The 22,264-nt window shown below is 70.6% G+C and carries 14 protein-coding genes; 7 read left to right on the top strand and 7 right to left on the bottom strand.

The window, feature by feature from the left end:
• Positions 1 to 18: 18 nt before the first annotated feature.
• From ACZ32T_RS13850 to ACZ32T_RS13825, 6 genes are all read right to left on the bottom strand, one after another.
• Complete coding sequence (locus tag ACZ32T_RS13850) at positions 19 to 1,551, bottom strand: aldehyde dehydrogenase family protein (RefSeq protein ID WP_467366961.1); 1,533 nt, start codon at positions 1,549 to 1,551, stop codon at positions 19 to 21.
• A gap of 314 nt (positions 1,552 to 1,865) precedes the next feature.
• A complete protein-coding gene (locus ACZ32T_RS13845; RefSeq protein WP_467366959.1) occupies positions 1,866 to 2,708 on the bottom strand; it encodes an amino acid ABC transporter ATP-binding protein in 843 nt (280 codons plus the stop codon).
• Positions 2,709 to 2,713: 5 nt separating this feature from the next.
• Positions 2,714 to 3,499: an amino acid ABC transporter permease gene (locus ACZ32T_RS13840; protein ID WP_467270070.1), complete on the bottom strand. Its 786-nt coding sequence runs from the start codon at positions 3,497 to 3,499 to the stop codon at positions 2,714 to 2,716.
• Positions 3,500 to 3,513: 14 nt separating this feature from the next.
• The gene (locus tag ACZ32T_RS13835; protein ID WP_467270068.1) at positions 3,514 to 4,314 is read right to left on the bottom strand and encodes an ABC transporter substrate-binding protein; all 801 of its coding nucleotides are present in this window, start codon (positions 4,312 to 4,314) and stop codon (positions 3,514 to 3,516) included.
• Positions 4,315 to 4,496: 182 nt separating this feature from the next.
• A complete protein-coding gene (gene yicI, locus ACZ32T_RS13830) occupies positions 4,497 to 6,764 on the bottom strand; it encodes an alpha-xylosidase (protein ID WP_467366957.1) in 2,268 nt (755 codons plus the stop codon).
• Positions 6,761 to 9,646, bottom strand: a complete 2,886-nt coding sequence (locus ACZ32T_RS13825) for a glycoside hydrolase family 3 C-terminal domain-containing protein (RefSeq protein WP_467366955.1) — start codon at positions 9,644 to 9,646, stop codon at positions 6,761 to 6,763. The genes yicI and ACZ32T_RS13825 overlap by 4 nt, the downstream gene beginning before the upstream one ends.
• A 412-nt stretch (positions 9,647 to 10,058) precedes the next feature.
• On the opposite strand from ACZ32T_RS13825, the gene ACZ32T_RS13820 reads away from it, so the two are divergent.
• From ACZ32T_RS13820 to ACZ32T_RS13790, 7 genes are read left to right on the top strand one after another with little or no spacing between them, the layout of a single operon-like run.
• Complete coding sequence (locus ACZ32T_RS13820) at positions 10,059 to 11,732, top strand: extracellular solute-binding protein (protein ID WP_467366953.1); 1,674 nt, start codon at positions 10,059 to 10,061, stop codon at positions 11,730 to 11,732.
• Position 11,733: 1 nt separating this feature from the next.
• Entirely contained in the window at positions 11,734 to 12,750 is a 1,017-nt protein-coding gene (locus tag ACZ32T_RS13815; protein ID WP_356713197.1) for an ABC transporter permease, read from the top strand.
• Between the two features lie 5 nt (positions 12,751 to 12,755).
• Positions 12,756 to 13,691: a carbohydrate ABC transporter permease gene (locus tag ACZ32T_RS13810; RefSeq protein WP_467270099.1), complete on the top strand. Its 936-nt coding sequence runs from the start codon at positions 12,756 to 12,758 to the stop codon at positions 13,689 to 13,691.
• Positions 13,692 to 13,739: 48 nt separating this feature from the next.
• Positions 13,740 to 15,977, top strand: coding sequence for a 1,4-beta-glucanase (locus ACZ32T_RS13805; RefSeq protein ID WP_467366951.1), 2,238 nt, complete (start codon positions 13,740 to 13,742; stop codon positions 15,975 to 15,977).
• 35 nt (positions 15,978 to 16,012) lie between these two features.
• Complete coding sequence (locus tag ACZ32T_RS13800) at positions 16,013 to 17,989, top strand: beta-galactosidase (RefSeq protein ID WP_467366949.1); 1,977 nt, start codon at positions 16,013 to 16,015, stop codon at positions 17,987 to 17,989.
• Complete coding sequence (locus ACZ32T_RS13795; protein ID WP_467366948.1) at positions 17,986 to 20,205, top strand: glycosyl hydrolase family 95 catalytic domain-containing protein; 2,220 nt, start codon at positions 17,986 to 17,988, stop codon at positions 20,203 to 20,205. The genes ACZ32T_RS13800 and ACZ32T_RS13795 overlap by 4 nt, the downstream gene beginning before the upstream one ends.
• A 33-nt stretch (positions 20,206 to 20,238) precedes the next feature.
• A complete protein-coding gene (locus ACZ32T_RS13790; protein WP_467270054.1) occupies positions 20,239 to 20,946 on the top strand; it encodes a GH12 family glycosyl hydrolase domain-containing protein in 708 nt (235 codons plus the stop codon).
• A gap of 51 nt (positions 20,947 to 20,997) precedes the next feature.
• On the opposite strand, the gene ACZ32T_RS13785 is transcribed toward ACZ32T_RS13790, so the two are convergent.
• The gene (locus ACZ32T_RS13785; protein ID WP_467366947.1) at positions 20,998 to 22,206 is read right to left on the bottom strand and encodes an erythromycin esterase family protein; all 1,209 of its coding nucleotides are present in this window, start codon (positions 22,204 to 22,206) and stop codon (positions 20,998 to 21,000) included.
• Between the last annotated feature and the right edge of the window lie 58 nt (positions 22,207 to 22,264).

The raw sequence follows: 22,264 nt of genomic DNA, 5'->3' as shown, positions 1-22,264 counted from the left end.
GGGAGAGGACCGGCCTGTTCAGCCGGCGAACCAGCGCTGCGGACGCGGGTTGAGGTTCTGGTAGATGTGCTTGGACTCGCGGTACTCGGCGAGGCCCGTGGGGCCGAGCTCCCGGCCTGTGCCGGACTTGCCGAAGCCGCCCCACTCGGCCTGCGGGAGGTAGGGGTGGTAGTCGTTGATCCAGACGGTGCCGTGGCGCAGCCGGCCGGCGACGCGCCGGGCGCGGCCCGCGTCGGTGGTCCACACGGCGCCCGCGAGGCCGTAGTCGGTGTCGTTGGCCAGAGTGACGGCCTCTTCCTCGGTGCGGAAGGTCTCGACGGTGAGGATCGGGCCGAAGGTCTCCTCGCGGACCACCTTCATCTCTCGGTGGCAGCCGTCCAGGACGGTCGGCCGGTAGAAGTAGCCGCTCGCGGGCCGGATGTCGGAGGGTTCGGGGCGCGCTCCGCCGGAGCGGACGACCGCGCCCTCCTCGCGGGCTGACGCCACGTACGCCTCGGTCTTGGCGAGTTGCTGCGCGGAGACCAGGGGGCCGCACTCGACGCCGTCGACGGTGCCCCGGCCGAGCCGGATCGCGTCGGCGCGGCGGGCGAGTTCGGTGACGAAGCGGTCGCGGACTGATTCCTCGATGATGAGGCGGGCTCCGGCTGAGCAGACCTGGCCGCTGTGGAAGAACGCGGCGTTGAGCGCCTGGTCGACGGTGGTGTCGAAGCCTTCGTCGGTGGCGCAGGCGTCGGCGAACACGACGTTGGGGTTCTTGCCGCCGAGCTCCAGGGCTACCTTCTTGACCGTGGGCGCGGCGGCCTGGGCGACCTTCGTACCGCTGGCGAGCCCTCCGGTGAAGGAGACCAGGTCGACGTCCGGGTGTTCGGAGAGCCGGGCGCCGACGGGGTCGCCCGCGCCGGTGACGAGGTTGGCGGTGCCGTCGGGCAGTCCGGCCTCGGCGAGCAGGCGGATCAGGTGGACGGTGGAGAGCGGGGTGACCTCGCTGGGCTTGAGCACGAAGGTGTTGCCGGCGGCGAGGGCCGGGGCGATCTTCCAGCTGGCCTGGAGCAGCGGGTAGTTCCACGGTGCGATCAGCGCGCAGACGCCGACCGGTTCGTGCACGACGACGCTGTGGACGTCGGGGTCACCGGCGTCGACGACCCGGCCGCCGCTCTCGTTCATGACGAGGTCGGCGAAGTAGCGGAAGGCGTTGGTGACGTCGTCGACGTCGACGCGGCCCTCCTCCAGGGTCTTGCCGGTGTCGCGGCTCTCGGTGATCGCGATCTCCTCGCGGTCCCGCTGGAGGAGCCCGGCGACCCGGCGCAGCAGCTCGGCGCGCTCGGCGACGGGCCGGTGGGGCCAGGGGCCGTCGTCGAAGGCGCGGCGGGCGGCGGCCACGGCGGCGTCGGTGTCCTCGGCGCCGGCCTCGGAGACGAGAGCCAGGACGGTGGCGTCCGCGGGGTCGAGGATCTCGCGCGTCGCGCCGGATCGGGCGGCCCGCCAGGTGCCGTCGATGTGGAGGGTCTCCAGGGCGGCCGTGGGGCGGTCCGACGAGGTGGGAGCCGACATGTAGCGATCTGCCTTCCGTGCCTGATTGCTCCGCACCGGTCCGGCCGAGCACTTGTGCGCCGGTGGACCGGGGTGCGGCACCAGCAGCCTGGGACCCTCCCCGGTCCGGCGAGATGTATGCCGAGATATTCACTCTGAGTGATGCGACTCACTTGCGGCGTCCGTCGGCCGGTGACAGGGCGGTGACGGGAGGACGGCCGCCCGGGCCGGTCCCTGCCGGAGGGACAACCCGAAGGTCGCAGACTGCGCACACCGTCACACGGACCGTGATCGCGACGAGCCCCGGTCGGCGGCGTCGGTCGATTACCGGCCGGCTACACCGGGTCGGACCGCTCCCCCGCCCCGTCGGCGGCCCCGGCCGCCTCCGACAGGGCCGCGGTGGCCGGGGTCAGCAGGCGCGCGAGGAAGGACCGGGTACGGGCGTGACGGGGCGCGCCGATCACCCGCTCCGGGGTCCCCTCCTCCACGATGACCCCGCCGTCCATGAAGACGACGCGGTCCGCGACCTCCTTGGCGAAACTCATCTCATGGGTGACGACGAGCATCGTCATCCCCTCGTCGGCGAGTGAGCGCATGACGGCCAGGACGTCTCCCACCAGTTCCGGGTCGAGAGCGGAGGTGGGCTCGTCGAAGAGCATCAGTTCCGGATCCATGGCCAGAGCCCGCGCGATGGCCACCCGCTGCTGCTGACCGCCGGACAACTGCGCCGGATAGGCGGACTCCTTGTCGGTCAGGCCCACCCGGGCCAGCCGTTCGCGAGCGATCCTCGCGGCCTCCGCCTTGTCGCGCCCGAGTACCCGCCGCTGGGGGAGCGTCAGGTTCTCCAGTGCCGTGAGGTGCGGGAACAGGTTGAACGACTGGAAGACCATGCCGATCCGCCGGCGCACCTTGTCGATGTCCACATCCGGGTCGGTGACTTCCGCGCCGGCCACCGTGACCGTCCCCGACGTGGGCTCCTCCAACAGGTTCACGCACCGCAGCAGCGTGGACTTGCCCGAACCGGACGGGCCGATGACACACACCACCTCGCCCCGGGCGACCGAGAAGTCGATGCCCGCGAGTACTTCCAGCGTGCCGAACGACTTGCGCAGACCCCGCACGTCGATCGCCGGCCCGCTCACCGCTGCCGCGCCGTCTGCCGTCGATACCGCCTTCACCGCGGTCACCTCGCCTTCGCCGTACGCGCTTCGAGCCGCCGGACCAGGTGGCCGAGCGGCAGAGTGATGATCAGGTAGCACAGGCCGGCGATGAGGATCGGCGTCAGGCTGCGGTTCTGGTTCAGGGCGTCCCGGCCGAACTTGGCCAGTTCGTACTGGGAGAGAGACAGGCCCAGCAAGTACACCAGGGACGAGTCCTTCGTCAGCAGGATCAGTTCATTGGTGAGCGGCGGCAGAACGATGCGCAGAGCCTGCGGGATGATGATGGACACCATGGCCCGGGTCTGCGACATCCCCAGCGATCGCGCCGCCTCCATCTGCCCCTTGGGTACCGCCTGGATTCCCGCCCGTATCGTCTCCGCCATGTAGGCCGCACCGACCAGGCCGAGCGCCAGCATGACGGTCACGTACTGGTTGAGCGCCACCTGGAAGGCGAGCGGTACGCCGAATCCGAGCGCGATGAAGACCAGCAGGGCGGGAACTCCGCGGAAGAACTCGATGTACGCGATGGCCAGCCAGCGGTACGGCGGGACGCGCGACAGCCTCATCAGGGCGAGCAGAAGCCCCGCGGCCAGTCCGAACCCGAAGCCGAGCAGGGTGTAGACCACGGTGTTGAGCAGGGCGGTGGTGATGATGTCGGGGAACTGCGCCTTGGCGACATCGACATCGAAGAACGCCCGTCGGATCTCACCCCAGTCGGCGGCCAGGGCGACGACGAGCAGCACGGCGGCGAGGACAGCGTATTGAGCACCCCGGATGGTGCGGGCGCGCTGCCTGCGGGATATGGACATCGGTGGTGGTTTCCTCACTTCTTGGGGGCGGCGGGGAACCACTTCTTGTAGATCCGGTCGTAGCTGCCGTCGGATTTGGCGCCGGCGATCACCGCGTCGATCTCCTCGCGCAGGGCGTCGTTCCCGGTGCGCACCCCGATGCCGTACTCCTCCCCCGTGTCGAACTCGGCGGTGACCTGGGTGTCCGGGTTCTTCCGCACGTATTCGAAGAGCACGCCGTTGTCGTTCACCGCGGCATCGACCTGTCCGGTCTTCACGGCCGTGAGCAGCAGGGCCAGGTCCTCGAACTGCACGGTCGTCACGCCCTGGGCGTTCTTCTGCGCGTACGTCTCTCCCGTGGTGCCCTGCTGGACGCCGAGCTTCTTTCCCTTGAGGCTCGCCAGCGAGGTGAAGGGGGACCCCTTCTTGGCGATCAGAGCCTGGGTGGCGTCGAAATAGCCGACGGAGAAGTCCAGGTTCTTCGCGCGCACCGGGGTGATCGTCATGCCCGCCGCGGCCAGATCGCACTTGCGGGCGTTGAGGTCCTCGCCGCTCTGGATGCCTTCGAAGGGCGTGTCCACGATCTCCTGGGTGACCTCGAGCTTCTTGGCCACCAGATCCACGAGGTCCACGTCGAAGCCGACGACGGCGTCGCCCTTGCGGATCTGGAAGGGTTCGTACGGCAGGTGTGTGCAGGTGGTGAGCTTGCCGGACTGCACCAGTTCCACTTCCGTTCCGTCGGACGCGGAGGGCTTGGTGCTGGTGCAGCCTGTGAGCACGGCGACGGCGGTGAGGGTGGCGGTGACCACAACAGGCAGTGCGGAGCGAGCGGACACGACGTCTCCAGAGTTCGGCCGGTCAACGACCCCACTTCTTCAGTGAGTTGCATCGATCTTGCCATCGGACGGGCCGGATTTCGCCTGTTGGGCTCGGGTTTCCGTGGCCTGCCGGCGCACCGGAGGCCCGGTGCGTCCGCACCGGGCCTCTGGTGGCACTGCCTATCCCCGCCGGGGGGTGGTCAGGCGACGGACACCGTCCCCGTCCCCTCCCCCGTCGCCCCGGACTCCTCGACGACCACGCGGTACGGGCGCTCCGTTCCCTCCGCCGTGACCCGCACACCGGTGCCGTCCCGTACGACCCGGAACGACGCCGCCGTGGCGCCGGACAGGTCCGGCACGGTGACCGTGCTCCCGCCGGTTCCGGAGCCGAAGACCCGCAGGGTCAGGCCTTCGAGCCAGTCCCCGTCCGGGCGCTGGTCGTCGGCGCCCCACGGGAGTACGGCGCCGTCCCTCACCAGCAGGGGCAGGCTGTCGAAGCCGTGCGTCTCGTGCCGCCACCCGGGGCCGGTCACCCGCTCACCGGTGAGCAGCGAGGTCCAGGTGCCCTCGGGGACGTAGTACTCGACCTCGCCGTCCTCCGTGAAGACCGGGGCGACCAGCAGGTCCGGGCCGAGCATGTACTGCCGGTCCAGGGTGCGGGAGGCGGGGTCGCCGGGGAACTCCGCCAGCATCGGCCGCATCATCGGGACACCCGTACGGTGCGCCTCCGCGGCTGCTTGGTAGAGGTAGGGCATGAGCCGGTGCTTGAGCAGGGTGAACTTCCGTGTCACGTCGACGGCTTCCTCGCCGAACGCCCACGGCACCCGGTAGGAGACATTGCCGTGGAGCCGGCTGTGCGAGGACAGCAGGCCGAAGGCGAGCCAGCGCTTGAAGACCGCCGGGTCGGGGGTCCCCTCGAAGCCGCCGATGTCGTGGCTCCAGAAGCCGAATCCGGACAGCGACAGGGAGAGACCGCCCCGCAAAGACTCCGCCATCGCCGTGAACGAGGCGAAGCAGTCGCCACCCCAGTGCACCGGGAACTGCTGCCCGCCCGCCGTCGCCGACCGGGCGAAGAGCACCGCCTCCCCCGTTCCGCGCTCCTCCTCCAGGAGTTCGAACACGGTGCGGTTGTAGATCTGCGCGTAGTAGTTGTGCATCCGCTCCGGGTCGGAGCCGTCGTGCCAGACGACGTCCGTGGGGACGCGCTCGCCGAAGTCCGTCTTGAAGCAGTCGACACCCTGGTCGAGCAGCAGACGCAGTTTGTCGTTGTACCAGGCGCGGGCGGCCGGGTTGGTGAAGTCGACCAGTGCCATGCCGGGCTGCCACAGGTCCCACTGCCAGATGTCGCCGTCGGCCCGCCGCACCAGATAGCCCTGTTCGGCGCCCTCCGCGAACAGGGCCGACTTCTGGGCGATGTAGGGGTTGATCCACATGCTGACGCGTAGCCCGCGCTCCTTCAGGCGGGCCAGCATCCCCTCCGGGTCGGGGAAGACCTCGGGGTCCCAGAGGAAGTCCGACCACTGGTACTCGCGCATCCAGAAGCAGTCGAAGTGGAAGACGCTCAGTGGGATTCCGCGCTCGGCCATGCCGTCGACGAAGGAGGTGACGGTCTCCTCGTCGTAGGACGTGCAGAAGGACGTGGTCAGCCAGAGGCCGAACGACCATGCCGGTGGCAGCGCGGGTCTGCCCGTCAGGGCCGTGTAGCGGGACAGGACGTCCTTCGGGGTGGGGCCGGCGACGACGTAGTACTCCAGCGACTGGTCCTCGACGCTGAACTGCACCTGCCCGACGGACTCCGAGCCGATCTCGAACGAGACCTTCCCGGGGTGATTGACGAAGACGCCGTAGCCACGGGAGGAGAGGTAGAACGGGATGTTCTTGTAAGCGAGTTCACTGCTGGTGCCGCCGTCCGCCTGCCAGATGTCGACGGTCTGGCCGTTCTTGACGTACGGGGTGAAGCGCTCGCCGAGGCCGTAGACGTTCTCGCCTACCTCCAGGGCGAGTTGGGCGATCATGTGGTGGATGCCGTCCGGTGTGGTCGCGAAGGCGGTCCCCTTGGGGTCCACTCCGGTGAGGCGTCGCCCGTCGCCGTCGAGGAAGGTGATCCCCCAGGGTCCGTCACCGTCCATGCGCAACGTCAGCGGACCGCTGGTGAGTTCGGTGACCGCGCCGTCCCGGTGGGTGCGTGCGGCGGACGCCGTGGTGTCGTCGGTCAGGAGGGCGAAGTCCGGTCCGCGCCGGGCCTTGCCGGCGTGATGGGTGGCGCGTACGCCGATGACACCCTCCGCCGGCGAGAAGCATTCGACCGTGATCAGCGGAGTGTTGAGCGTGTCTCCGCGTGCGGCGACCCGCTTGACGGACGCGTACGCGGTGAACCGGTCGGGTTCGACCCGTAGATCACGGATCTCGGTGGCGTACGAGGCGCGGACGCCCTCACGCATCAGCCAGAAGCCGTCGGTGAACCTCATGCGGTCTCCTCGGCGTGGATGACGTCGATGCGGGCGAGACGCACGGGCCCGGTGAGGTCGATACACAGCTCGCGCACCACCCCACGGAGGTCGGCCTCGACCTCGATGGCCCGGTAGTCGTAGGGGCCGCCGGTGTCCGGGAACTGGAGCGCGATGCCGAGCCCGCCCCCGGACACGTCGACGCGTCCTTCCCCCGAGACCAGGAGCCTCAGTCCGCTCACGCCCTCACCGAAGTCGCACGCCCGGTAGATGAGCCGCCCCGCCTCGCTGCCGGAGGCGGGCACGACGGCGTCGCCCTCCGTCTTCGCGCGGTCGACGATCTCCGTGCCGCGCTGCCAGTCGTAGTCCGCGGCCTCCAGACCGCGCGCCGCCACCGGGCGGGGGCCCTGCGCCTCACCGTCCACAGTCAACGTGGCGGTGAGCCGGATGTCGGCGCTCGACGCGCCCGCGAGGATCTCGTACGCGCCTGGCTCGACGGTCCACCGGCCGTGCGCCACGCTCCAGTTGCCCAGCTCCTCCAAGGGCACGTCGAAGTCGACCCGTTCCCCCGCGCCCGGCGCGAGGTGCAGCCTGCGGTGACCGACCAGCTTGCGCAGGGGCAGGTCCGTCCCCCCCGGCCCGGACGCGCGGACATAGACCTGGGCCACCTCGTCGGCTGCGCGTCCACCGTCGTTGGTGACGGTCAGCGACACGCGCAGCCGCTCACCGTCGGCTTCCGCCCGGAGCGCGGAGTAGGTGAAGCCGGCGTAGCCGAGGCCGTGTCCGAAGGGGTAGAGCGGGGTGCCGTCGAAGTAGAGGTACGTCTGGCGGGAGCCGATGATGTCGTAGTCGAGCAGTCCGGGCAGGTCGTCGTCGCTCGCGTACCAGGTCTGCGGGAGCCGTCCTGCCGGGGACACGTCGCCGGCGAGGACGCGGGCGAGCGCGGTGCCCGCGGCCTGGCCACCGTGCGCAGTCCAGAGCAGGGCCGGAAGCTCCTCGGCCGCGTCGCCGACCGCGTACGGGTAGGCGGAGGCCAGCACGAGGACCGTACGCGGATTGGCGGCGTGCGCGGCACGCCACAGCCGGTCCTGCTGGGCGGGCAGGGCGAGCGTCGTGCGGTCCTCGGTCTCGCGGCCGTTGATGTGGGGGTCGTTGCCCGCGACGACGATGACGGTGTCGGCCGCCGCGGCGGCCCGTGCCACGGCGTCGGCGCCGTGCTCGACGGTCTCCCGCTCGAAGACCGTGGCGGCGTCCCGCGAAATCTTCTCGCCGGACTCGGCAACCTTCGCTCCGCCGGCGGCGACAGACACGTACCCACCGGTCCCGATGTGCAGAAGGCGGTGCCCGCCGTCGTGCCCCTCCACCGCTTCCAGGCGGAACGTCTCCTGGACGACCCAGCCGCCCGGCTCGTCCGCGGACGCCCTGACGTACCCGTCGTCGGCGACGGAGAGGTACAGCCCTTCGTCGGTGCGCAGGGTGAGAACGCCGTCGCCCCAGTCGACGAGGGCCAGTTCGGTCGCCTCCTCGCCGCAGGTCAGCGGGGGCAGGTCGGTACGTCCGGCGAGGAGGGCCGGGTCGAGGGCGCCTTCGGAACCCCGCGCTTCCCCTTCCGCCGAGCCTTCGGCCGCGGGCACCTGGAGCCAGCCCTCGGAGCACTTCAGCCGGATCCGGTCCACGCCCTCGGCGAAGAGGACGTTCTCGGCGCCGTACCGCTCGCGGATCCCGTCGAGCGGCGACGAGCGGTGCATGAGCGTGCCGCTGTACCAGTCCAGCTTGCACGCGTCCGCGAGCAGCCCGACCACCGCGACGGTCCGGCCCTGCTCCGGCTCCAGGGGCAGCAGGCCGTCGTTCTTGAGCAGGACGACGGCCTGTTCCGCGGCTTCCAGGGCGAGCGCCCGGTGCTCCTCGGTGTCCAGGGCGTCCACCTTCGCGTACGGATCGAGCTCCGGGTCGAACTCGCCGAGCGCGAAGCGCATGGTGAGCAGCCGGCGGACCGCCGTGTCGATGTCGCTCTCGTCGATAAGGCCCTTGGCGAGCGCGCCGCGGATGCGGCCGGTCATGACGGTGGAGTCCGTGCCGTGGTCGGTGAAGCTGTCGACGCCCGCCTTCAGGGAGGCCGCGGTGGCCTCCTCGTGGGTGTCGAAGTAGTGCTCGGAGTCGACCAGGTTGGAGGGCGCGCCCGCGTCCGAGCAGACGACGAGCGGCTGCTCGGTCCAGCGTCGCAGGTGCTGACCGAGGAGCGGCGAGACGTGGTTGGGGCGGCCGTTGACGAGGTTGTAGGCCGGCATGACCCCGGCCACGGCCCCGGCGCGCACGGCGTCGCGGAAGGCGCGCAGGTCGTACTCGTGCAGGACGCGCGGGCGGACCGAGGAGGAGGCCGTGTCGCGGTCGGTCTCGTTGTTGTGCGCGAGCCAGTGCTTGAGCACGGGGGCGGTACGCCAGTAGCGGGGGTCGTCACCGCGCAGCCCCCGGGTGTAGGCGACGGCGATGGCGGAGGTCAGTGCCGGGTCCTCGGAGTACCCCTCCTCGCCGCGGCCCCACAGCGGGTGGCGCAGCAGATTGACCGTCGGCGCCCAGACGTTGAGTCCGACGCGGTCGTCCTGGGCGCGCTTGGTACGCACCTCGTCGCCGACGGCTTCGCCGATCCGGCGGACCAGGTCGTCGTTCCAGGTGGCGCCGAGACCGACGGCCTGCGGGAAGACGGTGGCGGGCCCCATCCAGGCGACCCCGTGCAGGGCCTCCTGCCCGGTACGGAACGGGCCGAGGCCCAGCCGCTCCACCGCGGGGGCGAACTGGTGCAGCATCGCGATCCGCTCGTCGAGCGTGAGCCGTCCGAGCAGGTCGTCGGTGCGGCGGGAGAAGGACAGCTGCGGGTCGCGGAAGGGAAACGGATGGTCCGTCACGTGCGGGTCCCCTTGGAGAGGTGGGAGGTTTTCGGTCTCTGCGGGCGTCGATGGGTCCTTCGACGCGAGGAGAAGATCTTTCGAAGCGCTTCGATGCTCTGCGGCCGACCCCGCAGGTGTCAAGGGTGTCGCCGCAATGAAGAGCTCCTCCGGGCACACCGGAGCCGCGCGTCGCCGGGAAACGGTTCGGAAACACGTCGGAGGAATATCGAAACGAACTCTTGTGCGGCCGTGACCCTTCACTTAATCTCGCTGCAACATCGAAGCGCTTCGACGAGGCAGTCCGTTGACCGCTTCAGCTCAGCCGGTGCAATGCCACCGGCTCGGCCGGTAACGCCCCCTACCTCAGACACAGGGCCGAGCGGCAACCGCCGCCGCGGGCCGTCCTGTTGCACCACGAAGGGTTGACCCCATGACGCCGAACTCCCCCTCCGCTCCCAGCCGGAGACGATTCCTCGCCTCCTCCGTGGTTGTCGCGGCAGCCGTGGGCGGCGGGATGCCGCTCCTCGCCGCCTGCGGCGGCGGTTCCGGCGGTTCGAAGAACGAGGGCACCACCACGGGCAAGAAGCTGAAGGACCTGCTTCCCGCCTATGTGCCGTCGAAGGCGGTCACCCCGGACATCCCCGGCAAGAACGGCTCCGCGGTCGGATTCACCACCGCGCTCCCGGCCGACCAGCTGGCGGTGTCGGTGCCGAAGAAGCTCGGCAAGGGCAGCGAGCTCACGATCATGGCACCGCTGTGGGGCACCTCGCCGGGTGAGGGCAATCCGTACTGGACGGCCATGGACGAGGCCGTCGGCGTCAAGGTCAAGTGGCAGAACCAGGACGGCAACGTCTACGGGCAGAAGCTCGGCGCCGTGCTCGCCTCCAGCAGCATCCCCGACGCCGTCGTCGTCCCCGGCTGGGAGCTGGGCGGCAAGATACCGAGCGCCATCGCCAACAAGTTCGCCGACCTCGGCCCGTATCTCTCGGGTGACAAGGTCAAGGCCTACCCGAACCTCGCCGCCATCCCGACCGGCGCCTGGCAGCGCGGGGTCTTCGCCGAGAAGCTCCGCGGCCTGCCCATGCCGGCCGAGGCGACCCCGAACATCACCCCCTTCTACCGCGCGGACATCTTCGAGGAGAAGGGCTACGAGGTCCCGACCACCACGCAGGAGTTCTACGACCTCTGCAAGGAGATCAACGCCCCGAAGAGCAAGGTGTGGGCGTGCAGTGACATGACATGGTCGGCGTTCGTCTTCTTCGGGGTGCTGCCGGAGAAGCCGTACTACTGGAAGCTCGTCGACGGCAAGCTGGTCAACCGCTACGAGACCGACGAGTACCTCGAGGCGCTGGAATGGTCGCGCTCGCTGTACTCGGCGGGCTTCGTGCACCCCGACGCCAAGGCCGAGACGGGGGACATGCGTACGACCTTCTCGTCGGGCAACGCCCTCATGTACAACGCGGACATCTCCGACTGGTACGCCGCCACCGCGATCCAGCGGCTGGACAAGCCGGACTTCCGCATGGGGGCGATGGACTTCTTCGCCCACGACGGCGGCGACCCGGTCATCTACGAGGCCGCACCCTCCAACATCTGGTGCTTCGTCAACAAGGACGCGGACAAGAAGACGATCGAGGACATCCTCGCCCTCGCCAACTTCACCTCCGCTCCCTACGGCACCAAGGAGCAGCGCCTGAAGGCGTACGGCCTGGAGGGCACCCACCACACCCTCAAGGACGGCGTCCTCACCAAGACGGAGAAGGGCAACAACCAGGTCTTCGCCACCTACGAGTACGTCGCCACCTCGGCCCCGTTCCGGGCCTACCCGGACCACCCCGACGTGGTGAAGGGCGTCATCGAGTGGCAGCAGCGTCAGGGCGCACACCTGAAGAAGCCGCTCTTCCACGGCATGCAGATCCAGGAGCCGACCCGCTACACCGAGCTCAACGCGCAGTTCGAGGACGTCGAGAAGGACATCGTGCGCGGCCGCAAGAAGGTCAGCGACATGCAGCAGCAGGTCTCGGACTGGAAGTCCAAGGGCGGCGACAAGCTTCGCGACTGGTACAAGAAGCTGCTCGACGAGACCGGCGAGTCGGCTTCCTGACATGTCACTGAGCACAGAGGACCGGCGCGCGCAGGAGTCACGGACGCCGCCGGTCAAGACAAGGGCGGCCGCCGACGGGCCCGTCGCCACGAAGGTGCCCCTGCGGCACCGGCTGCGCAGGGACCGCACACTGCTGCTGATGACCCTGCCGGCGATGCTGCTGCTGGCGGTCTTCGCCTATGTCCCGCTCGCGGGCAACGTCGTCGCCTTCCAGGACTACGACCCGTACGTCGCGGACAACGCGTTCCAGGCGATCGCGCAGAGCCCCTGGGTCGGGTTCGAGTGGTTCCAGCAGATGGTGAACGACCGGCTGTTCTGGTCGGCGCTGCGGAACACGCTGGCGATCTTCCTCCTGCAGCTGACCCTGTTCTTCCCGGTGCCGATCCTGCTCGCGCTGTTCATCAACAGCTTCGTGCGGCCCCGGGTCCGGGCGGTGGCCCAGGCCATCCTCTATCTGCCGCACTTCTTCTCCTGGGTCCTGGTCGTGACCGTGTTCCAGCAGATGTTCGGCGGCGCCGGACTGATCGCACAGACGCTGCGGGAGAACGGTCACGAGGGCTTCGACCTGATGACCGACCCCGGTCTGTTCAAGTTCCTGATCACCTTCGAGATGATCTGGAAGGACGCCGGCTGGGGTGTCATCGTCTTCCTCGCCGCCCTGGCGGCGGTCAGCCCCGACCTCTACGAGGCGAGCGCCATGGACGGCGCGAACCGCTGGCGCCGGATGTGGCACATCACCCTGCCCGCGCTGCGCCCCGTCGTGGCCCTGCTGCTGGTGCTCCAGGTCGGCAACGCGCTGACCGTCGGCTTCGAGCAGATCCTGCTCCAGCGCACGGCGGTGGGACCGGGCGCCTCGGAGGTGCTCGACACCTACGTCTGGAACGTCGGTATCACCAACGGCGGATTCAGCTACGCGGCGGCCGTCGGGATCGTCAAGGGAATCTTCGGTCTGCTGCTGGTCCTCGGGGCCAACAAGGTCGCCCATCTCATGGGTGAGCAGGGGGTGTACAAGAAGTGAGCAGCCTGCTCTCCGGACTGACCGGCTTGGCCGGTGTGAAGCCGGGCACACGCGGCCGGCTGCGCCCGGTGTGGGAGGAGGAGCCGTCGAGGACGGGTCTCGCCTCCAAGGGCGTGGTCCTGGTCCTCATCTGTCTGGCGGTCCTCTTCCCGCTCTGGGTCGTGGTCGTCACCAGTCTGTCCTCGGTGAGGACCATCACCGAGGCCGGCGGTCTCGTGGTGATCCCGCGCGGCATCACCTTCGTCGCCTATCAGGAGCTCCTCGGCGGCGGCCAGGTCACCCGGGCCACCCTGATCAGCCTCTGTGTGACCGTGGTCGGGACGCTCTTCAGCATGACGGTGTCCGTCATGTGCGCGTACGGCCTCTCGCGTACCGGGTCCGTGCTGCACCGGCCGCTGCTGGTGTTCATGCTCGCCACGATGTTCTTCGGCGCGGGTCTCATCCCCACCTACCTGGTGGTCCAGGGGCTCGGCCTCACCGACTCCTATCTGGCGCTGATCCTGCCCAGCGCGCTGAACGTCTTCAACATCCTCGTGCTGCGCGCCTTCTTCATGAGCACGGCCCAGGAGCTCATCGAGAGCGCCCGGATCGACGGGGCCGGTGACGTACGCATCCTGTGGCAGATCGTCATGCCGCTGTCCCGCGCGGTCATCGCCGTGATCACGCTGTTCTACGCGGTCGGCTACTGGAGCGCCTGGTTCAACGCCTCGATCTACATCAGCGACCCGCAGATGCTGCCGCTGCAGAACGTGATGAACCAACTGGTCCTCAAGCAGGAGCGTCCCACCGGTCTCGCGCAGGTCATCAACACCGGCCAGCTGTCACCGCTCGCCATCCAGATGGCGGTCATGGTGCTGGCGCTGATCCCGGTCGCCTTCCTGTCGCCCTTCGTCCAGAAGCACTTCAAGGAAGGCATGCTCACCGGCGCCGTCAAGGGCTGACGTCCGTCCCCGTCCATCCATGTCACTCCCCACCGGAGGGTCTTCGTCATGCGCGCTTCGTCCGTCCCGCAGTCAGAGTCCGCACCACACCCCCGGCGCCGGACCGTCCTGGCCGGTGCCGCGGTCGCCGCTGCCGCTGCCACCGTGCTGCCGGCGGCGGGCGCCGCCGAGGCCGCCCGGCGGCCGGCGAGGACCCAGCCGCACCGCTGGCGCACCGCGGCGATCGGCGGGACCGGCTTCGTCACGGGCGTCCTCTTCCATCCGGCCGTGCGCGGTCTCGCCTACGCCCGCACCGACATCGGCGGCGCCTACCGGTGGGACGGCCGGAAGTCCCGGTGGACCGCGCTCACCGACCACATCGGCTGGGACGACTGGAACCTGATGGGCGTCGAGGCGATGGCCGTCGACCCGGCGCACCCCGACCGGCTGTACCTGGCCCTCGGGACATACACCCAGGCGTACGCCTCCCCGGGCGCCGTGCTCAGGTCCGACGACCGGGGAGCGACCTGGGCGCGTACGGATCTCACCGTGCGGCTGGGGGCCAACGAGGACGGCCGGGGCTGCGGCGAGCGGCTGCTCGTCGATCCCCGGGACAGCGGAACCCTCTGGCTCGGCACGCGCCACGACGGGCTGCTGCGCTCCACTGACCGTGGCGCCACCTGGGCCGCCGACGCCTCCTTCCCCGCCGCCCCGTCGGCGGGCGGCCAGGGCGTCACCCTGCTGGTGGCGGCCGGCCGGACCGTGTACGCGGGCTGGGGCGACGGCGGCAGCGCCCTCTACCGGACGAACAGTTCCGGCGGCTGGGAAGCCGTCCCCGGACAGCCGTCCGCCGGAGCGTCGACGAAGGTGCCTGTGCGCGCGGCGTACGACGCGGGCAGCCGTGCGCTGTACGTGACCTACGCGGACGGACCGGGCCCGAACAACCAGTCCGACGGCTCGGTGCACCGCCTGGACACCGTGCGGGGGACCTGGACCGAGGTGACCCCGGTCGCTCCCGGCGACGGTGACGCGTTCGGGTACGGCGGGGTGGCGGTGGACGCGTCCCGTACCGGCACCGTCGTGGTCTCCACGAACAACCGCTGGGGCCCCGTGGACACCCTGTTCCGTTCCACGGACGGCGGGGCGAGCTGGACCTCGCTCAAGGACACGGCGGTCCTGGACGTCTCCGAGACGCCGTATCTGAAGTGGGGCGGGGAGCCCAAGTTCGGCTGGTGGATCCAGGCCGTGGCCGTCGACCCGTACGACTCGCGGCACATCGTGTACGGCACCGGGGCCACGATCTACGGCACACGCGACCTGGTGCACTGGGCTCCCGAGATCCGCGGCCTGGAGGAGGCGTCGGTACGCCAGCTCGTCGCGCCGCCCTCGGGGGCCCGGCTGCTCAGCGGCCTGGGTGACATCGGGGTCATGTACCACGACTCCCTGACGGCCTCCCCCTCGCGCGGCATGGCGTCGAACCCGGTCTTCGGCACGGCGACCGGGCTGGCCCTGGCCACGCTGAAGCCGTCGTACGTCGTGCGGACGGGCTGGCCCTCGGGCTCCGACTCGGCCGGGGCGTACTCCCACGACGGCGGTGCGAGCTGGCAGCCGTTCGCCTCCCAGCCGGCGATCGCCCCGTCGGCCCCCGGCCCGGTGGCGGTCTCCGCCGACGGGGCGACGCTGCTGTGGTCGTTCGTCCACTGGGACGGCACGAAGTACGCCGCGCACCGCTCCACGGACGGCGGCGCGACCTGGGCCGAGGTGACCACGTTCCCCAAGGGCGGCGCCCCGGTCGCCGACCCGCTCGACCCGGCCCGCTTCTACGTCTACGACACGGACACGGGCACCGTCTTCCTGTCCACCGACAAGGGAGCCACCTTCACCGAGGGCGCGACGGGCCTTCCCTCCGGAGATGTGCAGTTCCGCATCGCCGCGGCGCCGGGGCGCTCCGGTGACCTGTGGCTGTCCGCCAAGGAGAGCGGCCTGCTGCGCTCCACGGACGGCGGTCGCACGTTCGCCGCGGTGGCGGGCTGCCAGGCCTCGTACGCCCTCGGATTCGGGAAGGCCGCCCCGGGGAAGGGGCGCGCCGGCTGTCCGGCGGTCTTCCAGACGGGGCGGGTCTCCGCGACGTACGACGGCGTGGCGGTGCTGCGCTCGGACGACGCGGGCGCGACCTGGATCCGCATCAACGACGACGACCACCGCTGGGGGTGGACCGGTGAGGTCATCACCGGCGACCCGCGCGTCCACGGCCGTGTCTATCTGGGCACGAACGGCCGCGGCATCCAGTACGCAGACCCCCGGTAGAGACCCCGGAACACCAGTAGAGGAACGAGACGTCCATGCCATCCCTGCACGACGCCACCCGTGGCCGCGTCCTCTTCGGAGGCGACTACAACCCCGAACAGTGGCCCGAGGAGGTGTGGGCCGAAGACGTACGGCTGATGAGGGAGGCCGGGGTCAACTCGGTCACCGTCGGCGTCTTCTCCTGGGCGACGATGGAACCGCGCCCGGGGGCCCGTGAGTTCGGCTGGCTCGACCGGCTGCTGGACCTGCTGCACACCAACGGCGTCGGCGTCGTGCTCGCCACCCCGACGTCCTCACCGCCGCCGTGGATGGGAGCGCTCCACCCCGAGACACTGCCGCGCACCGAGGACGGCGCGGTCGTCAACTACGGCTCACGGCAGCACTTCTGTCCGAGCTCACCGGTGTACCGGAGGTATGCGGCCGCCCTCACCGAGGACCTCGCGGCGCGGTACGCCGACCATCCGGCGCTCACCGTCTGGCACATCAACAACGAGTACTGCACGCACTGCTGGTGCGACGAGACGGGCGCGCACTTCCGCCGCTGGCTGGCCTCCCGGTACACCACCCTGGAGGCACTCAACGAGGTTTGGGGCACGGCCTTCTGGAGTCAGCGCTACGACTCCTGGACCGAGATCCTGCCGCCGCGCCGGGCGCAGTACATGCGCAATCCCGCGCAGGAGCTGGACTTCAAGCGGTTCACCTCCGACGCCCTGATGGAGTGCTACACCGCCGAGCGGGACATCGTCGCACGGCACACCCCGCACATCCCGGTGACGACCAACTTCATGCCGCTGTGGTCGGGCCAGGACGCCTGGGCCTGGGCGGAGCAGGAGGACATCGTCTCCGTCGACGTCTACCCGGATCCGACGGACCCGCGGGGCGGACAGTACAACGCCATGCTCGCCGACATGACGCGTTCGCAGGCCGGCGGGCCGTGGATGGTGATGGAGCAGGCGGCCGGGCCGGTCAACTGGCGCCCCGTCAACCATCCGAAACCGGCCGGCCTCAACCGGCTCTGGTCGATGCAGTCGGTGGCCAGGGGGGCGGACGCCCTCTGCTACTTCCAGTGGCGGCAGTCCCGGCAGGGCGCCGAGAAGTTCCACTCCGGGATGCTGAGTCATGCCGGTGAGGACGGCCGCACCTTCCGGGAGATCAAGCGCATCGGCGCCGAACTCGCCCTGATCGGCGGGGAGGTGAGCGGAACCGACGTCCCGGCCGAGGTCGCCGTGCTGCACGACTGGGACGCCTGGTGGTCCAGCACCCAGGAAGGGCGGCCGTCCTCCCTCGTCTCGTACACGGAGCTGGTGCAGGCGTGGCACCGAGGCCTGTGGGAGGGCGGGATCAGCACGGAGTTCGCCCGGCCCGACGCCGACCTGAGCGCGTACCGCATGGTGCTCGTCCCACAGCTGCAGCTCCTGTCCGACGCGGCGACCGACAACCTCGTCGCCTATGTGCGGGGTGGCGGCACCCTGGTGTGCGGGTTCTTCACCGGCGTCGCGGACGTGGACGACCGGATCCGGCCGGGCGGCATGGACAGCAGGCTGCGTGAGCTGTTCGGCCTCCGCACGGTGCACGAGTGGTGGCCTCTGGACGAGGGCGCGACGGTGGAGTGCGACGGCTTCCGGGGCACCGTGTGGTCGGAGGAGCTGGAAGCCGACGGCAGCGCGGAGACGGTGGCCGCGTATCGCGGCGGGGAGCTGGACGGACTTCCGGCCGTGCTCCGCAAGGGCACCGCGTGGTACGTCTCCACGCTGCCCGAGCCCGGGGCGCTGCGCGGTCTGCTCGGCCGGGTGGCGGCCGGAGCCGGAGTACACCCCGTGCTGGAAGGGCTCCCGGCCGGTGTCGAGGCGGTGCGCCGCGGCAAGCTGCTCTTCCTCCTGAACCACGGCCGCTCCCCGGCCGGGGTGGAGCTTCCGGGCCGCCACGTCGATCTGCTCACGGGCGCCGAGTCCGACGGCGTCGTCGAGCTGGAGCGCTACGGCGTAGCGGTGCTCGGAGACGTGTCCGCATGATCGACGGCACGTGGGAGCCCTGGCCCGCCACCCGCTGGGAGGACGCGTTCCTCAGCGGCAACGGGCGTCACGGGGCGATGGTGTACGGCGACCCCGCGGACGACCGGGTGATCGTGAACCACCACAGCCTCGTGCGGCCCAACGGCAGCGAAGACCTGCGGCCGCCGGAGCTCGCGGACGGGCTGGGCCGCCTCCAGGACGCACTTCTGGCCGGGGACACGACCGCGTCCGAGGACTTCGGCGCGGGCCGGCCGCTGGTGTGGGTGCAGCCGTTCCACCCGGCGTTCCGGTCGTGTGTGCGGCGGGCCCGCGGGCTGCACGAGGCGGTCGCCGGATACAGGCGTGAGGTCGACTTCACCACGGGTGAGGTGACCGCGTCGTACGAGGCGTGGCGCAGCAGCGTGTTCGTGTCGCGGGCCGACGACGTGATCGTGCAGCACGTCACCGACCCCGGGCTGACCGCCGACCTCGTCCTGGACCACTCGCTGCCGGGCGCCCCGGCGCATCTGGCGGTCGGCCGTTCCACCGTGCTGACCCCCGGGGGCGCGCGCCTGGCCCTGCGGGTGGGCTATCCGGGCAGCGAGCTCGGGTACACGGGCGTCACGGTGGCGCGCGTGGACGGCGGCCGGGTGTCGGTGGCCGGCGAGGGGATCCGGATCGAGGGGGCACAGAGCCTGACCCTGACGACCCGGGTCGTCAGGGGGCCCGGACGCCCGGACCTCGGGGAGCTGTGGGCCGCGCTGCCCAGCGAGGACTACGCCACGCTCCTGGACCGCCACCGGCCGCTGCACCGGACCGCGTACGGCCGGGCCTCCCTCGTGCTGCGGGACGCGGCGCCGGAGCGGGGGCTGTCCGGAAGCGAGCTGCTGCGCGCCCCGGAGTCCCCGGCGCTGCTGGAACGGCTCTTCGCGGCGGGCCGCTACCACCTCCTCTCCTCCTCAGGGGTGCTGCCGCCCCGGCTGACCGGTCTGTGGACCGGCGACTGGGACACCGCCTGGTCCGGAGCCTTCACCACGAACGCCAACCTCAACCTGCAGCTCGCCTCCGCGGCGGCAGCCGCCCTCCCGGAGGTCACCGAGGCCCACGCCACCTTCGTCCAGGGGCAGTTGGCGGACTGGCGGGACAACGCCCGGGCGCTCTTCGGCGCCCGGGGTATCGTCGCGCCCTCCCACACGGACGGGACCTCGGGCCACACCCGGCATTTCCAGCGCGCCTATCCGCTGCATCTGTGGACGGCCGGTGCGGACTGGCTCCTGCAGCCGCTGCTGGAGCACGCCGAGGTGACGACAGGCGCCCCGGACGCCGCACTGACCGGTGCTCTCGTCGAAGTGGCGTTGTTCTACGAGGACTTCCTGAGCCGCGAGGACCCGGACGGGAATCTGGCCGTCGTGCCCTCGTACTCCCCGGAGAACCGGCCGGCCAACGCGAGCTGGGGCACGGTCAACGCCACCATGGACATCGCGGCCGCCCGACACGCCCTGACGACGGCCGCCGAGCACGCCCCCGGTCATCCGTCTGCCGGACTCTGGCGTTCGCTCGCGGCGAGGCTCCCGGCGTACCTGGTGAACGAGGACGGGGCCCTCGCGGAGTGGGCGTGGCCGGGTCTGCGCGAGACGTACGACCACCGCCACCTGAGCCACCTCTACCCGGTGTGGCCGCTGGACGCGATCAATCCGTACGACACCCCGGAGACGGCCTCTGCCGCACACCGCGCCCTTGAGCTGCGCGGTTCGGAGAACGACTCCGCCCACGGCCATCTGCACCACGCACTGATCGCGGCCCGGCTGCGGGACCCGTCCCGGGTCTCGGCCGCCCTGGACGCGGTGCTGGGCGGCGACTTCTTCCACGACTCGCTGATGAGCGCGCACTACCCGTCCCGGAACGTCTACAACGCGGACGCGGCCCATACCCTGCCCGCCGCCGTGATCGAGTCGCTCGTCCAGTCGGCACCCGGCCGCCTGGTGCTGCTGCCGGCCCTCCCCGCGGCGTACCCGGCCGGTGAACTCCGGTGTGTGCGCACGCGGTTCGGCGCACATCTTGACCTGCGGTGGTCGGAGCACGGCGCCACCGCCCGGCTGCGCCCCACCCGCGACGCCCGCGTCGATCTGCGTACGGGCGACGGCTTCGCCCTCACCGAGACCTCCGCCGGGAACCCGCCGGCTCCGCTGGAGCTGACGGCCGGCGTGGACCACGTCCTCACCCTGGGGGCGCGGTAGCAGTCCTCCATCCCCACATGGAAGGAACACCCCATGGCACGATCCACCCTGACCAGGAGGCTCCTGGCGCCGACGGCGGCCGTGGCCGCGCTGATCGGCTTCGCGGCGGCTCCGGCGCACGCCGCGATCTGGACCTCGTCGGAGCAGTGGGGCAACTACACCACGTCCGACGGCTACATCCTCTACAACAACATCTGGGGCTCCGGAGCGGGCACCCAGACCATCTGGGCCAACTCGTCGAGCAACTGGGGCGTGACGGCGGACCACCCGGACACCGGTGGCATCAAGTCGTACCCGAACGCCAAAAAGATCGTGAACAAGCCGCTCTCGTCGCTCTCGTCGCTGACCAGCGGCTACAACGTGACCGTGCCGTCGTCCGGCGCGTACAACACGTCGTACGACATCTGGGACACGGACTACGACTACGAGGTCATGCTCTGGGTCAACCACAACGGTGCCGTAGGCCCGCTCGGCACCTCCCAGGGGACCGTCAGCCTCGGCGGTCACACCTGGGCGGTCTACAAGGGCGACAACGGCGCCAACGAGGTCTTCTCGTTCCTGCGGACCTCGGACTCGTCCGCGGGCACCGTGGACATCCTGCCGATCCTGAAGTGGATCAAGGACACGAAGGGCTGGTGGGGCGACGAGACCATCGGTGACGTCCAGTTCGGCTACGAGATCACGTCGTCGTCCGGCGGGCTGGACTTCGTGACCAACGGGTTCGGCGTCTCGTCGAGCTGATTGCGGCCGTGGCGGGCCGGGGGCCTCCCCCGGCCCGTTCCCGCGCCGGAGTCACCGGCGCTGCGGGACGTCCTTGACGTACACGAGGCCGTCGCTCGCCGCGAGGTGGGCGGGGTCGAGCGGGGCGTAGCCGAACCAGGGGGATTCGCGGCGCGCCGGCGATGTGCCGACGAGGGCGCGGGCCAGCCGCGAGGGGGCGACGAGGCAGCGCTCCTCGGGGAGCCCGTACAGCATCCCTTCGACGGTGTCCGGGGGCGGGGTGCCCACCCCCTGGTGCCGGATCGTGCCGAGCGCCGTGGCCACGAAGGCGTACTCCTCGCCGAGCCGGGCGCTCGCCAGCGCGCCGGCGCTCCACCACTCGACCGGCCCCTGCCACATCCGCATCGAGCTCTTCTCCCGCTGGAGATGGGAGTTGTGGGCGTGGACGAACGCCGGGCCGCGGGCGGCTACGGCGAGGAGGTTGTCGGCCATCATCTGATCCCGCAGCGCGCACAGCCGGGTCATGCGGGCCGGTGAGGTGTCGGCCATCCAGTGGTGGTAGCGCAGCAGGCCGGTGGCGGTCCGGCCGTAGAGGCGCGCCCGGTCCAGGCCGTCGCGCGGGGTCGCCGTGAGCAGGTGCGGCGTCTGCGTGTCGAGCAGGGCCACCAGGTCGTCGGCGAGCAGTCGCAGCCGGCCGGCGTCGGCGGACTGCCCCACGGACCGTGCCGGGTCCGTCATCGCGGCAGGATCGGTCCAGCGGCCGTCGGCCCCGAGCAGACGGTCGAGCGACTCCACGGTGCACGGGAGCAGTTCCGGGGCCACGTGGTCGGCGAGGTATCCGTGGAGCGCGGTGAGGGCCCGGCGTGGGCTCGCGGCGGCGGTGATCTCCAGCGGGCCGTCGAACCCTGCGAAGCGGAGCTGCTCGGAAGCGGGCCGGCCGTCGTTGTGGGCACGCATCCAGCGCACCAGTTCGCGGTTGGCGGCGGAGGCGCCCCAGCCGTGGCTGATCCCGTCCTCCACGACCTCGTCGAGCGTGCCGGTGCCCGAGGTGACGTAGTCGTCGACGAGCAGACCCGCCATGCAGTCGCTCTCGATCGCGATCGTCCGGTAGCCCTCCTGCTCGGCGAGCTGCCGGAAGAGCTCGTTCCGGAGGTCGAGCAAGGTCTCCTCCCCGTGGGTGGGCTCGCCCAGGGCGAGGAGCCGGGGCCGGACGGGGAGCAGCCTCATCACGGCGGCGGCGTCGACGGCATGAACGGTGTCCTTGATGTCAGTGGTGGCCATGCCCTCAACGGTATCTTTGAACCTCCGGTTGAGACTTTGACGCGCTAACGTCGGCGTC

It is taken from the genome of Streptomyces sp. NPDC023573 (assembly GCF_055559735.1).
The sequence above is the reverse complement of the archived record's forward strand: the minus strand, read 5'-3'. Positions and strand labels throughout refer to the sequence as shown.